The 13,010-nt window shown below is 65.4% G+C and carries 12 protein-coding genes and 1 tRNA gene; 10 read left to right on the top strand and 3 right to left on the bottom strand.

The window, feature by feature from the left end; genetic code table 11:
* The first annotated feature begins 52 nt into the window (after window positions 1–52).
* The 4 genes from HBF26_RS16285 to cgtA all read left to right on the top strand — a co-directional run bounded on the left by HBF26_RS16285 (window position 53) and on the right by cgtA (window position 2,751).
* On the top strand, window positions 53–562 hold the full coding sequence (locus tag HBF26_RS16285; RefSeq protein WP_167128884.1) for a DUF2059 domain-containing protein: 510 nt from the start codon (window positions 53–55) through the stop codon (window positions 560–562).
* Window positions 563–846: 284 nt separating this feature from the next.
* A complete protein-coding gene (gene rplU, locus HBF26_RS16280) occupies window positions 847–1,161 on the top strand; it encodes a 50S ribosomal protein L21 (RefSeq protein WP_166699220.1) in 315 nt (104 codons plus the stop codon).
* 20 nt (window positions 1,162–1,181) lie between these two features.
* Window positions 1,182–1,439, top strand: coding sequence for a 50S ribosomal protein L27 (gene rpmA, locus HBF26_RS16275; RefSeq protein WP_072321611.1), 258 nt, complete (start codon window positions 1,182–1,184; stop codon window positions 1,437–1,439).
* Window positions 1,440–1,683: 244 nt separating this feature from the next.
* Entirely contained in the window at window positions 1,684–2,751 is a 1,068-nt protein-coding gene (gene cgtA, locus HBF26_RS16270; RefSeq protein ID WP_167128881.1) for an Obg family GTPase CgtA, read from the top strand.
* A 293-nt stretch (window positions 2,752–3,044) separates the two neighbouring features.
* On the opposite strand, the gene rpsT is transcribed toward cgtA, so the two are convergent.
* Entirely contained in the window at window positions 3,045–3,308 is a 264-nt protein-coding gene (gene rpsT / locus HBF26_RS16265; RefSeq protein ID WP_072321609.1) for a 30S ribosomal protein S20, read from the bottom strand.
* Between the two features lie 314 nt (window positions 3,309–3,622).
* Between rpsT and murJ the strand changes: the two genes are divergently transcribed.
* The 6 genes from murJ to HBF26_RS16235 all read left to right on the top strand — a co-directional run bounded on the left by murJ (window position 3,623) and on the right by HBF26_RS16235 (window position 11,024).
* Window positions 3,623–5,230 (top strand): murein biosynthesis integral membrane protein MurJ, encoded by a 1,608-nt coding sequence (murJ, locus tag HBF26_RS16260; RefSeq protein WP_167128878.1) that lies wholly within the window; start codon window positions 3,623–3,625, stop codon window positions 5,228–5,230.
* A 76-nt stretch (window positions 5,231–5,306) separates the two neighbouring features.
* Window positions 5,307–6,302 (top strand): bifunctional riboflavin kinase/FAD synthetase, encoded by a 996-nt coding sequence (locus HBF26_RS16255; RefSeq protein WP_167128876.1) that lies wholly within the window; start codon window positions 5,307–5,309, stop codon window positions 6,300–6,302.
* On the top strand, window positions 6,299–9,157 hold the full coding sequence (ileS, locus tag HBF26_RS16250; protein WP_167128873.1) for an isoleucine--tRNA ligase: 2,859 nt from the start codon (window positions 6,299–6,301) through the stop codon (window positions 9,155–9,157). Before HBF26_RS16255 ends, ileS begins: the two co-directional genes overlap by 4 nt.
* A gap of 67 nt (window positions 9,158–9,224) precedes the next feature.
* The gene (lspA, locus tag HBF26_RS16245; RefSeq protein WP_167128870.1) at window positions 9,225–9,725 is read left to right on the top strand and encodes a signal peptidase II; all 501 of its coding nucleotides are present in this window, start codon (window positions 9,225–9,227) and stop codon (window positions 9,723–9,725) included.
* 208 nt (window positions 9,726–9,933) lie between these two features.
* Complete coding sequence (gene ispH / locus HBF26_RS16240; protein WP_167128867.1) at window positions 9,934–10,875, top strand: 4-hydroxy-3-methylbut-2-enyl diphosphate reductase; 942 nt, start codon at window positions 9,934–9,936, stop codon at window positions 10,873–10,875.
* A gap of 73 nt (window positions 10,876–10,948) precedes the next feature.
* Window positions 10,949–11,024 (top strand) — tRNA-Thr (locus tag HBF26_RS16235).
* A 278-nt stretch (window positions 11,025–11,302) separates the two neighbouring features.
* Here the strand turns inward: HBF26_RS16235 and HBF26_RS16230 are convergent.
* Window positions 11,303–11,872: a hypothetical protein gene (locus HBF26_RS16230; RefSeq protein WP_167128864.1), complete on the bottom strand. Its 570-nt coding sequence runs from the start codon at window positions 11,870–11,872 to the stop codon at window positions 11,303–11,305.
* A 433-nt stretch (window positions 11,873–12,305) separates the two neighbouring features.
* Window positions 12,306–12,692: a hypothetical protein gene (locus HBF26_RS16225; RefSeq protein ID WP_167128862.1), complete on the bottom strand. Its 387-nt coding sequence runs from the start codon at window positions 12,690–12,692 to the stop codon at window positions 12,306–12,308.
* Between the last annotated feature and the right edge of the window lie 318 nt (window positions 12,693–13,010).

Genomic DNA, 13,010 nt, shown 5'->3' with positions numbered 1-13,010 from the left:
GGTCCGATCCCGGGGAGGGATCAGAGCCAATCATCCAAAGAGGAAGACACGCATGCGTAAGTGGACAGGGATCGCCGCCGGCCTGGTGCTGGCGGGTTGTGCGGGCCAGGCGCTGGCGGCCGTGCCCTCGGAACAGCAGGTGCGGCAGCTGATGGACGCGGTGGGCATGGGGCGGATGCTCAGTCAGATGAACAGCCAGATGGCCGGCGTGATGCAGAACGCGCTGCCCTGCGTACCGGCGAGCTACTGGCAGGGTTTCGTGGACGCCAACGCCACCAACCAGCTGATCGGCCGCATGGTGCCGGTCTACCAGAAGCACTTCACCGCCGAGGACATCGACGGCCTGCTCAAGTTCTACCGCTCGCCGCTGGGCCAGAAGGTGATCACGCAGATGCCCGCCACCATGGCCGAGGGCATGCAGATCGGCAAACAGTGGGGCCAGGAGCGCGGTAAGCAGATGATCGCCCAGCTGCAGAGCCAGGGCACCCTGAACCAGCAGGGCCAGTGTCCGGCCGCGGGCGCGGCGGCCAAGCCGGCTCCGGCCCCGGCGCCGAAGAAGTAGGCCACCCACTGTGGGAGCCGGCTGTGCCGGCGATCCCGCGGCAGCGGGCAAGCTTGCCGCGAGCACCCATCGCCGCTGAAGCGGCTCCCACAGTACCTAGTCCATCTCGTCGTCCTAAGTGCTTGATTGTTAAGTTGTTGTGCGATCGCCTCGGCCCTGCGGGAAATCAGGCGCCGCTCTTAACCACCTGATTGACCTTGCCTTTTGCGTCCCGCTATAATTCGCGATTCGCAGTACCCGCAACACCCCAAAAAGAACTACATAAACAGCAACAGGAAACTCCCATGAGCTACGCAGTCATCAAGACCGGTGGCAAGCAGTATCGCGTGATGGCAGGCGAAGTCCTGCGCGTCGAGCTGCTCAACGCCGAAGTCGATTCCACCGTCCAGTTCGACCAGGTTCTCCTCGTCGGCGAAGGTGAGTCGATCACCGTTGGCGCCCCGCTGGTCGCCGGTGCCACCGTCAGCGCGAAGGTTCGCGCCCACGGCCGCGCCGATAAGATCCGCATCGTCAAGTTCCGTCGTCGCAAGCACTACAAGCGCACGCAGGGACACCGTCAGCATTACACCGAAATCGAGATCACGGGCATCAACGCCTGAGTCGCCGGAGGATATAAGTCATGGCACATAAAAAAGGCGTAGGTTCCAGCCGTAACGGCCGCGATTCGAACCCGAAGTACCTCGGCGTGAAGATCTACGGTGGCCAGGCTGTCGAAGCCGGTAACATCATCGTTCGCCAGCGTGGCACCAAGTTCCACGCCGGCGTGGGCGTCGGCCTCGGCCGCGACCACACCCTGTTCGCGCTGGTCGACGGCACCGTGTCGTTCAAGACCCGTGGCGACAAGGGCCGCAAGTTCGTCGACGTCGTCCAGGCGTAAGCCTCCCGCGACGCGATAGCGAAGGCCCCGCCATAGGCGGGGCTTTTGTTTTGTGTGAACCGTGAAGTGTGAACCGTGAAGCGAAAGATCGGACGGCCGGTGGGCTGGCCGCATCGTCTCCCGGTTCGATGTTCTCGTTGATGGTTCACTCGTGACGGTTCGCTGCGTGTGTAACCACCAGTGGCTGCACTATCCATCGGGTCGCTTTTTCGGTTCACTGTTCACTCTTAACGGTTCACTCCCCATGAAATTCGTCGACGAAGCGCAAATCAGAGTCTCGGCCGGTGACGGCGGCAACGGCTGCGTGAGCTTCCGGCGCGAGAAGTTCATTCCTTTCGGCGGCCCGGACGGCGGCGATGGCGGGAGTGGGGGTTCCGTGTGGCTGGTGGCCGACGAAGGCCTCAATACCCTCGTCGACTTCCGTCACATGCGCTCGTTCAAGGCCCCGCGCGGGCAGGGCGGCATGGGCAGCCAGATGTACGGCAAGGGTGGCGAGGACATCGAGGTTCGCGTGCCGGTCGGCACCGTGGTCACCAACGTCGACACCGACGAGGTGATCGGCGACCTCACCGCGCACGGCCAGCGCCTCAAGGTGGCGCAGGGCGGTCGCGGCGGCCTCGGCAACATCCATTTCAAGAGTTCCGTGAACCGCGCGCCGCGCAAGTCCACCCCTGGCACCCCGGGCGAGGTGCGCGACCTCAAGCTCGAACTGCGCCTGCTGGCCGACGTGGGCCTGCTGGGCTTTCCCAATGCCGGCAAGAGCACCTTCATTCGCGCCGTTTCGGCGGCGACGCCGCGCGTGGCCGATTACCCGTTCACCACGCTGCACCCGAACCTGGGTGTGGTGCGCATCGGCACCGACCAGAGCTTCGTGATCGCCGACATCCCCGGCATCATCGAGGGTGCCGCGGAAGGCGCCGGCCTGGGCATCCAGTTCCTGCGCCATGTGTCGCGCACCAGCCTGCTGCTGCATGTGGTCGACATCCGCCCCATCGACGGTTCCGATCCGGTGGAGCAGGTGAAGGCGATCGAGCACGAACTGCAGCAGTTCGACACCGAACTGGTCGACCGGCCGCGTTGGCTGGTGATCAACAAGTCCGACGTGATCGATGACGAGGACGAGCTGAAGCGGGTGGTCGACGATATCGTGGCCCGCCTGGAATGGACCGCCCCGTGGTTTGTCGTTTCGGCCGCCGGCCAGGTCGGCACGTGGGACGTCTGCCTGAAGGTGCAGCAATTCTTCGACGCGGAGCGCGCGGCGCGGCGCGAGCAGACCGAAGCGGCCGACGACGTGCGCATGCGGGGCGAGTAGGAATTGCTGGCTTTGTGTGGGAGCCGCTTCAGCGGCGATGGGTGCTTGCCGCATCTTGGCCCGCTGCCGCGGGATCGCCGCTGAAGCGGCTCCCACAAAGAGAAGCAACCCCCGAATCGAGGGCAAAAAAAGCCGACGCGAGCCGGCCTGCTTTTACAGATACAAAAAAAGCCGACGCTAGCCGGCCTGCTTTTACAGATACAAAAAAAGCCGGCGCGGGCCGGCCTGCTTTTATGGATACAAAAAAAGCCGGCTTTCGCCGGCTTTTTCGTGAACAGCGATGTCGCGCAGGCTTACGCCAGGTCGCGGATCTTCGCGTTCAGGCGGCTCTTGTGACGAGCGGCCTTGTTCTTGTGGATGAGGCCACGGGCAGCGTAACGGTCCATCACCGGCACGGCGACGGCGTAGGCGCTGACGGCGCCGGCCTTATCCTTGGCGTCGATCGCCTTGACGACCTTCTTCAGTGCGGAACGCACCATGGAACGCGCGCTGACGTTGCGCAGACGGCGCTGCTCCGACTGACGCGCACGCTTCTTCGCGGACTTGATGTTGGCCAAGGTAAAGCTCCAGAGTTCGGTTGGTTTTAAAAAAGACGCCCATTTTGGGGCCAAAGGCGGGCCGCGTCAATAGCTTAGGGCCCGCTTCACCTGTGGGAGCCGGCTATGCCGGCGATCCCGCGGCAGCGGGCATGCTTCCCGCGAGCACCCATCGCCGCTGAAGCGGCTTCCACAGGAGCGTCTTGCCCTCGCGGCGGGCTGCTGCAGCGTGGCTTGCCCGGGCTGCCGTGGCCCGCAAATCGCCAGATGACAGACTGTCCTCCGGCCCGTCACGGCTGTCAAACTAGGGGTTTGCGGCAGGCTCTTTCTACCGGATGAAAACCCCCAGTCTCCTACGCGGCGTGCTCAGCTTCAGCGGCATGACCATGGTTTCGCGCGTGCTCGGGCTGGTGCGCGACATGGCGATCAACGCCTCCTTCGGCGCCAATGCGGCCACCGACGCGTTCTGGGTGGCCTTCCGCATCCCCAATTTCATGCGCCGCCTGTTCGCCGAAGGCTCGTTCTCCACGGCCTTCGTGCCGGTATTCACCGAGGTGAAGGAAACCCGGCCGCATGCGGACCTGAAGCGGCTGATGTCGCTCACCTCGGGCACGCTCGGCGGCGTGCTCCTGGTGGTGGTGGCGCTGGGGGTGATCTTCGCGCCCCAGGTCACGGCGCTGTTCTCGCCGGGTGCCATCGAAGCGCCCGACAAGTTCGAGCTCACCGTGGACTTGCTGCGGCTGACCTTCCCGTTCCTTCTGTTCGTGTCGCTCACCGCGCTGTCGGGCGGGGCGCTCAACAGTTTCCACCGCTTTGGCCTTCCCGCCCTGACGCCCGTCATCCTCAACCTGTGCATGATCGCCGGCGCCCTGTGGCTCGCGCCGCGGCTCCATACGCCGATCATGGCCATGGGCTGGGCGATCCTGCTGGCCGGCGCACTGCAGCTGGCCTTCCAGTTGCCCGCGCTGCGCAGCCTCGATCTGCTGACATTGCCGCGCTGGGGTTGGAGTTCGCCCGACGTGCGCCGGATCATGACGCTGATGGTGCCGACGCTGTTCGGCTCGTCGGTGGCCCAGATCAACCTGCTGCTGGATACGGTCATCGCATCCTTGCTGATCGCCGGCTCGCAGAGCTGGCTGTCGCAGGCCGACCGTTTCCTCGAACTTCCCCTGGGCGTGTTCGGCGTGGCCCTGGGCACAGTGATCCTGCCGTCGCTGTCGCGCCACCATGTGGCCACGGACAAGGAGGGTTTCTCGCGGGCGCTCGACTGGGGCCTGCGTACCGCCTTGCTGATCGCCGTGCCGGCGATGTTCGCCCTGATGATCCTGTCCGTGCCGCTCGTGGCCACGATCTTCCAGCACGGCCGTTTCACCGCCTTCGACACGAAGATGGCATCGTTGTCCATCTCGGCACTGAGCTTCGGCCTGCCGGCGTTCGCGCTGGTGAAGGTCGTCCTGCCGGCGTTCTATGCACGCAAGGACACGAAGACCCCCGTGCGTGCCGGCGTGGCGTCGCTGGTGGCAAACATGGTGTTCAACGTGGCCTTCCTGGCACTGTTGTTCTTCCTCTGGGCCACGCCCGCGCAGAAGGCGGGGTCATGGATGGCGGCGATCGCCACGATTCCGGGCCTGCACATGGCCCTGGGCATGGCCAGTGCGCTGGCGAGCTACCTCAACCTGCTGCTGCTCTGGCGCTGGCTGGGCAAGGCGGGCGTGTACGCGCGCCAGCCGGGGTGGGGCAAGCATCTCGTTCGCCTCGCCGTTGCCTGTGGCGTGATGGTGGCGGTGCTCCTGGCCGGGTTGTACGTGTGGCCGGACTGGAGCGGCGTGGAGAAGTGGGAGCGGGTGTGGCGGCTGGCAGTGCTGGTGTGCGCCGGTGGCGGCGCTTACCTCGCTACCCTGTTCGCGCTCGGCTTCCGCTTGCGCGATCTGCGCGCCCACTGACGGTCCGCAGCGGGCACAGGGGCCGCTATACTGGCCCGATGGCTTTCAATCCGCATCGACTCCAGGGCGCCCCGGCATGACGCTGCGACTCCATCGCGACGTCGACGGACCTTGCCTCACGCCCGTCGGCAGCATTATCGCCATCGGCGCTTTCGACGGGCTGCACCTGGGGCATCAGGCGATCCTTTCCGAGGTGCGCCGCCGCGCCGAAGCCGCCGGGCTGGTGCCCGCGGTGATCAGCTTCGATCCGCTTCCCCGCGCCTATTTCTCGAAGGAGCCCGTTCCGCGGCTCTCCGGCATGCGCGAGAAGGCCGAGGGCATGACGGCGGCGGGCATCCGCGAACTGCTGTCGCTGCGCTTCGACCGCGCGCTCACCGAGATGTCAGCGGAAGACTTCGTGCGCAAGGTGATCGTCGGGCGCATGGCCGCCCGTGAGGTCTGGGTGGGCGAGGATTTCCGCTTCGGTCACCGTCGTGGCGGCGATTTCGCGCTGCTGCAGGCAATGGGGCCCGAACTGGGCTTCACCGCCCATGCGGTGCCGCCGGTAATCGTCGACGGCGAGCGCGTCTCGTCGTCCCGCGTGCGCACCTTGCTGGCCGAAGGCGACTTCGCCGGCGCCACTCGCCTGCTGGGCCGGCCCTTCGTCATCGACGGCCACGTCGAGCGCGGCAAGCAGCTTGGCCGCACGCTGGGTTACCCCACGGCCAATGTGCACCTCGGCGATCGGGTCAGCCCGATCCTGGGCATCTTCGCGGTGCGGATCGGCATCGGCGACGGCCCCTGCAGCTGGCCGGGCGTGGCGAGCCTCGGCTTCCGCCCCACGGTGAACGAGGTGCGCGAGCCGCTGCTGGAGGCGCACCTGTTCGATTTCTCCGGCGACCTTTACGGCCAGCGTATCGGTGTGGAGTTCGTGCGGAAGTTGCGCGACGAAGAAAAATTCGACGGCCTCGACGCCCTGACCGCACAGATGCGCCAGGACGAGGTCGCCGCCCGACAGGCCCTTGGGATGAACCCCATACTTGTCGAGTACCCACAAGAACAGCGTGCCCCTTTCCACGGTTCCGAGCGATGACCCAGGATTACAAGAACACCATCAACCTGCCGCAGACGGATTTCCCGATGCGTGGCGACCTGCCCAAGCGCGAGCCGGGCTGGCTGGCCACCTGGGAGCGCGTGGGCCGCTATGCGCAGATCCAGGAACGCACCGCCGGGCGCGACAAGGTTTTCGTGCTGCACGACGGCCCGCCCTACGCGAACGGCGCGATCCACCTCGGCCATGCGGTCAACAAGGTGCTGAAGGACGTGGTGGTCAAGTCGAAGCTGATGGCCGGCTACCGCGCGCCTTACGTGCCGGGCTGGGATTGCCACGGCCTTCCCATCGAGATCGCCATCGAGAAGAAGTTCGGCAAGGCGGGCGACAAGCTCAACGCCGCGGAATTCCGGCAGAAGTGCCGCGAATACGCGATGGCGCAGATCGACCTCCAGCGCGCCGACTTCAAGCGCCTGGGCGTGCTGGGCGACTGGGAAAAGCCGTATCGCACGCTCGACTTCACCTATGAGGCCGACATGATCCGCGCGCTGGCGCGCATCGTGGCGAACGGCCACGTGGTGCGCGGCGCCAAGCCCGTCTACTGGTGCTTCGACTGCGGCTCGGCGCTCGCCGAGGCGGAGATCGAATACGCCGACAAGACCTCGCCGGCCGTGGACGTGGCGTACGACGCCGTCGACCCGGTGTCCTTCGGCGCGCTGTTCGGCATCGCCGCCGGCGACGCGGCCATCGCCGTGCCCATCTGGACCACCACGCCGTGGACGCTGCCGTCCAGCCAGGCCGTGTCGCTCGGCGGCGAGATCGAATACGTCCTCGTGGAAGGCCCGTCGCGCAATGGCAAGCCGCTGCTGCTGGTGGTCGCCGCGGCGCTCGCGGAAAAGGCGCTTTCGCGTTACGGCGTGGATGCGGTGAACGTGCTCGGCCGCGTACAGGGCGCCGTGCTGGAGAACCAGCCGCTGCGTCATCCGTTCTATGACAAGCACGTGCCCATCATCCTCGGCGACCACGTGTCGGACGAGGACGGTACCGGTGCCGTGCATACCGCGCCCGATCACGGCGCGGAAGACTTCGCCGTGGGCCAGAACTACGGTATCGGCACGCTCAATTACGTGGACGGCCGGGGTGTCTATCGCGCCGACCTGCCGCTGGCAGGCGATGTCTCCTTCGCCGGCGTGCACATCTGGAAGGCCAACGACCAGATCGTCGACCTGCTCCGCGATCGCGGCGCGCTGCTCGCCTCGGCGAAGCTCACGCACAGCTATCCGCACTGCTGGCGGCACAAGACGCCGGTGATCTTCCGCGCCACGCCGCAGTGGTTCATCGGCATGGAGCAGGCCGACCTGCGCCGCACCGCGCTCACTTCGATCAAGGCCGTGCGCTGGGTGCCGGGCTGGGGCGAGGAGCGCATCGCCGGCATGGTCGAAGGCCGCCCCGACTGGTGCATCTCGCGCCAGCGCACCTGGGGCGTGCCCATCACCCTGTTCATCGACAAGGACACGCACGAGCCGCATCCGGACAGCGTCGAGTTGATGGAGAAGGTGGCGCGGAAAGTGGCCCTCGAAGGCATCGACTGCTGGTTCACCCTCGATCCGCGCGAGCTCCTCGGCGACGATGCCGACCGCTACGAAAAGGTGACCGACGTCCTCGACGTCTGGTTCGACTCGGGTGTCAGCCACTTCGCGGTGGTGGGCGCGCGTCCGGAACTGCAGGCCGGTGACGCCGGCGAATACAAGTTGATGTACCTGGAGGGTTCGGACCAGCATCGCGGCTGGTTCCAGTCCTCGCTGCTGACGTCGGCCGCCATCCATGGCCGGGCGCCTTACGACCACGTGCTGACCCACGGCTTCACCGTGGACGCGCAGGGCCGCAAGATGTCCAAGTCGCTGGGCAACGGCATCGAGCCGCAGGACATCATGAAGACCCTCGGCGCGGACATCCTGCGTCTGTGGATCTGCTCCACCGATTACCGCAACGAGATGTCGCTCTCGGACGAGATCCTGAAGCGCGTGGCGGACACCTACCGGCGTATTCGCAACACCGCGCGCTTCCTGCTCGGCAACCTGGACGGTTTCGATCCGGACAAGCACCTGATCGCCACCGACGCCTGTCTCGACCTCGACCGCTGGGCGGTGCAGCAGGCGGCCGATGTGCAGGCCGCCATCGTCGCGGCGTACGAGCGTTACGACTTCCCCGAGATCGTGCAGCGCGTGCAGAACTTCTGCACGAACGAACTGGGCGCGTTGTACCTCGACATCACGAAAGACCGCCTCTACACGATGCCCACCGACAGCCTGGGCCGGCGCAGCGCGCAGAGCGCGATGTACCGCATCCTCGAGGCGCTGCTGCGCTGGCTGGCGCCCATCGTCAGCTTCACCGCCGAGGAAGCCTGGGCGGCCATGCCGGGCCGGCGCGACGAGTCGGTGCTGTTCGAGACCTTCTACGAAGGCCTCGATGTGCGCCAGGACGGCGATACCCGTGGCTGGTGGGCCACGTTGCTCGCCATTCGCGAGACGGCATCCCGCGTGCTCGAGGGCATGCGCAAGGCTGGCCAGATCGGCGCGTCGCTCGACGCCACGCTCACCATCCACGCCAATACCGCCACCCAGGCGGCCCTGGCTGAGTCCGCTCCGGAACTGCGCTTCTTCTTCATCACGTCGGACGTGACGCTCGCGCCGCTGGACGGTCGTCCAGCCACGGCGGAGCGCGTGGAGCTCGACGGGGCCGAGGTCTACGTGTCCGCGGCGGTGAGCGAGGCAGTGAAGTGCGTGCGCTGCTGGCACCATCGCCCCGACGTCGGCGTGGACCCGGCGCATCCGGAGATCTGCGGCCGCTGCGTGGAGAACGTGACGGGGCAGGGCGAGGACCGCCGCTACTTCTGACCGGCCGATATCCGCAAGCACCCGTGCCGTTCACGGCACGGGTTTTTCGTCACCCATGGCTTTCCGAATGACCGCACGCCCGAAACCGAACGCACTCTCCTGGCTCTGGCTCGCCGCCGCCATGATCGCCCTCGACCAGCTGACCAAGTGGTGGGCGCTCACGGCCCTGCAGCCGGCGGAGACGCCGCATCCGGTGATCCCGGGCATCCTCAACTGGACGCTCACCTTCAATACCGGCGCGGCCTTCAGCTTCCTCGCCGACAGCGCCGGATGGCAGCGCTGGTTCTTCGTGCTGCTGGCCGTGGGCGTGAGCGCCACGCTTGGCGTCTGGCTGTCGCGCACCCCGCGTGCCGACTGGCGCACGGCCGCGCCCCTGGCCCTCATCCTCGGCGGCGCCCTGGGCAACGTGATCGACCGGCTGCACGCGGCCAAGGTCACCGATTTCATCCAGGTGTTCCTGGGCAGCTACCCCTTCCCGGTGTTCAACGTCGCCGATTCGGCGATCAGCGTGGGCGCCGTGGCGCTGGTGCTGTTCAGCATGTTCGGCGGCCACAAGTCCGAGGCCTGATCGCTCCTGCGCGGAGTGGATGGCCGCGGCTCGTTGTGGGAGCCGGCTTTGCCGGCGATCCCGCGGCAGCGGGCACCCTCGCGACCACATATCGCCGCTGAAGCGGCTCCCACAGGCCCTAGCCGACGGGTCGTGCGATAATCCCCCTGTTCCGCGCCCAGAAGGCGCCAGCCCGCTATCACGGCCCCCTGCGGCCCCGAGGTTCCCCTTGGACATCATCCTCGCCAACCCCCGCGGATTCTGCGCCGGCGTCGACCGCGCCATCGCCATCGTGGAGAGGGCGCTCGAGTCGTACGGCGCGCCCATCTACGTGCGCCACGAAGTGGTGCACAACCGCTATGTCGTGGAGCGCCTGCGCGCCGACGGTGCGGTGTTCGTCGAGGAACTGCACGAAGTGCCCGATGGCTCCACCGTGATCTTCAGCGCGCACGGCGTGCCCAAGGCCGTGCGCGAGGAGGCCGACCGCCGCGGACTCAACGTGTTCGATGCCACCTGCCCGCTGGTGACCAAGGTGCACATGGAGGTTGCGCGCCTCGGCCGTGCCGGCCACGACGTGGTGCTGATCGGCCACGCCGGCCATCCGGAAGTGGAAGGCACCATGGGCCAGTGGAACCCCGCCAACAGCGGCAACATCTACCTCGTGGAATCGGTGGAGGACGTCGCGGCCCTGGAGCCGAAGCAGCCCGGCAAGCTGGCCTTCGTCACCCAGACCACGCTCTCGGTGGACGACACCATCGCCATCATCGGCGCGCTGCGGACGAAGTTCGCCACCATCGAGGGGCCGCGCAAGGACGACATCTGCTACGCCACGCAGAACCGCCAGGACGCCGTCCGCCGCCTCGCCGATGCAGTGGACCTGGTGCTCGTCGTCGGTTCGGTCAACAGCTCCAACTCGAACCGTCTGAAGGAACTGGCCGAGAAGCAGGGCGTCACCTCCTACCTCATCGACGGCGCCGAACACATCGAGCGCAGCTGGCTCGAAGGCAAGTCCCGCATCGGCGTCACTGCCGGCGCTTCCGCGCCCGAGAAACTGGTGCAGGAGGTCATCGCCCGCCTGCAATCCTGGGGCTCCGGCACCGTCCGCGAACTGGACGGCGAGGCCGAGAACATCACCTTCGCGCTGCCGAAGGAACTGCGCATGGCCGGCTAGGGACGCCGTATGGCGCGGAAAAGGGCGACCCTTCTTGCGCCCCGCGGCCCGGTCCCCTAGAATTCCGCTTCTCGCCGGAATAGCTCAGTTGGTAGAGCGCGTCATTCGTAATGATGAGGTCGTAGGTTCGATTCCTATTTCCGGCACCACGAACTAGTCCAAGGGCGTCCACACGAGTCCAACGGAAGCAACTAAACCAGCGGAAACGCTGGTTTTTTTGTGCTTACACGTCCATGGCCATTCATGCGCATCCATCTCAGCGTGTGAGTACAGTTGTGAGTACAGTCCGCGAAAGCTCACTTTCCGCCGGAACTGTACATGGCCACAATCAGCGGGGATGACGAGCGGAAGCGCCGGTGGTCGTTTTCTGCTTGTCCGGCCCTTCCGCAGGCCGTGGACACCGATGGTCATGTCGTATTCGAATGGATTACGACATCCCCAAATACTTTCCAAGCCAATGAAGTCCATCCGGACCATGGCTCATCCCGACGTCGATCAGCTTCAGAGACAGATGTTTTATGGCGTCGGCAGGAAGCGCTCGAAGCCCATCGGTCCATCGCTTCTTATCGGCTTGGGGCAGGTCGGAATCCAAAACCTTCTGTGCCATCAGTTCCTTTAGGGTGTCCTCGTGGAGCTTGATCGTGACGGTGCCCAAGATCGCGCTGTAGCCACCGTCGTCCTGGATGAAATCGAGTCCAGCTGCGGTGGCCTTGCCTGGGCCCCACATGAAGTCGCCACTGAGGGCCATCGTTACGCCGGATTTAATCAGGCCAAGCTCCTCAAGATAAAGCAGGTTGCCGGCGACATCCTCCTCGTCGAGGCCGGGAAAGTCGGCGAGGTCCCATTGCACCCAGTGCGGATAGCAAGCCGCGACGTCCTCAAGCATTTTTCGGTGCGCGTCCCTGTCCAGTTTCATGAAGCCCCCGTAGTTGGTTCGGTCGCGCACCCAGCTTACCTCGCGGATGGCTTCGCCTATCCGGCGGGAGGCACCTGACATGATCGCCGACGCTCTCGTGCTCGTTTTCTTTGCCGCCTTGGTCGCCGGGCCTGCACAACCGCTCTGGCGTCGCTGACGCGCTACCGCATACTTCGTTTCTCGCCTTCCCGCGATGTCCGTGGCGAGCAGGTCCTTGCCATCGAGACGTACCCCAAACCGAAATTTTCGAGTTTCCGGTCCGCATGCACCTCATGACTATCACCGTCGAGGCGCTCCGTCAGCTTCCGGGCGGTGTCGCATTGCAGCGGAACTCCATTACGGAGCGCCATAATTCGGATCGGTACGAATGAGCCATCCGAATCAGCGATTTGGCCCCCTGGGCGAAGCAAATCGCCTCGCGGCGAGGTCGCGATCTTGCTTCACAACTTCCATCGTGGACGCATGGCCCAGCAATGCGTGTGGATCGAGCCGGCCGCCTGACAAGTGGGCCGGGTTAGTCGAAACCTTCTTTGCTATTGCCGTCACGTTTCTGCTTGGAGCTTGCTTCGGCTTCGGAATGGGGTTTGGCACCAAAGGACACAGAGGTCACGATCGCAAGCACGACAAGGAATCCGAAGATCATTGCGAGGCTCCGAAGCGAGATCACCCCGATGCCCAAGGGCTTGAGCTCCGCACGGTGCTGCACCGTTTGTTCGAGGATTCGTGGGCCGACACCCTTCGCAACACGCTGCTCAAGAGGCAGATCGCTATAGATCGTGCGCAGATCCTCGATTGCGGCATCGCGCTCCCGTTCGACTATATCCCTGTCGGCATAGTTCTGGCGCGTCGAGCCCGCCACGTAGCCGATCCATAGCGCGACGCCAATGGTGATAGAGGCCATAGTGCACACGGCGAGAATCCTGCCTACGGCTGGTATCCGCGGATCTTGCTTCCACCAATTGATGAGTAGAAAGACTGACAGAGATCCACAAAGACCCTGAACGGCCCAGTCTATAGTTTCCATTATCTGAAGCGCTCCGCGTGGATAGTGGTATGGCCGCACGTCAAGCTTACGACGTGGCGCTTCGGCTATCTCAGCGACGTCCCCCCGCTTTCAGTAGCGGAGCGAATTAGAGTCCGGGGGGTTACTTTAGCTGCTCGGCGTAGGCGGCGGGAGTCAGTCCGCCCAACGCCTTCTTCGGCCGCTCCTCGTTGTATT

Origin of the sequence: Luteibacter jiangsuensis (genome assembly GCF_011742555.1) — a bacterium.
Lineage (GTDB): Bacteria > Pseudomonadota > Gammaproteobacteria > Xanthomonadales > Rhodanobacteraceae > Luteibacter > Luteibacter jiangsuensis.
Note: the sequence above shows the minus strand (reverse complement) of the source record. Positions and strands in the feature narration are given on the sequence as shown.

Excerpts from the sequence above, each read along its gene's own strand:
- HBF26_RS16285 (WP_167128884.1), top strand. The coding sequence starts at position 53 with ATGCGTAAGTGGACAGGGATCGCCGCCGGCCTGGTGCTGGCGGGTTGT.
- rplU (WP_166699220.1), top strand. The coding sequence starts at position 847 with ATGAGCTACGCAGTCATCAAGACCGGTGGCAAGCAGTATCGCGTGATG.
- rpmA (WP_072321611.1), top strand. The coding sequence starts at position 1,182 with ATGGCACATAAAAAAGGCGTAGGTTCCAGCCGTAACGGCCGCGATTCG.
- cgtA (WP_167128881.1), top strand. The coding sequence starts at position 1,684 with ATGAAATTCGTCGACGAAGCGCAAATCAGAGTCTCGGCCGGTGACGGC.
- murJ (WP_167128878.1), top strand. The coding sequence starts at position 3,623 with ATGAAAACCCCCAGTCTCCTACGCGGCGTGCTCAGCTTCAGCGGCATG.
- HBF26_RS16255 (WP_167128876.1), top strand. The coding sequence starts at position 5,307 with ATGACGCTGCGACTCCATCGCGACGTCGACGGACCTTGCCTCACGCCC.
- ileS (WP_167128873.1), top strand. The coding sequence starts at position 6,299 with ATGACCCAGGATTACAAGAACACCATCAACCTGCCGCAGACGGATTTC.
- lspA (WP_167128870.1), top strand. The coding sequence starts at position 9,225 with ATGACCGCACGCCCGAAACCGAACGCACTCTCCTGGCTCTGGCTCGCC.
- HBF26_RS16230 (WP_167128864.1), bottom strand. The coding sequence starts at position 11,872 with ATGTCAGGTGCCTCCCGCCGGATAGGCGAAGCCATCCGCGAGGTAAGC.
- HBF26_RS16225 (WP_167128862.1), bottom strand. The coding sequence starts at position 12,692 with ATGGCCTCTATCACCATTGGCGTCGCGCTATGGATCGGCTACGTGGCG.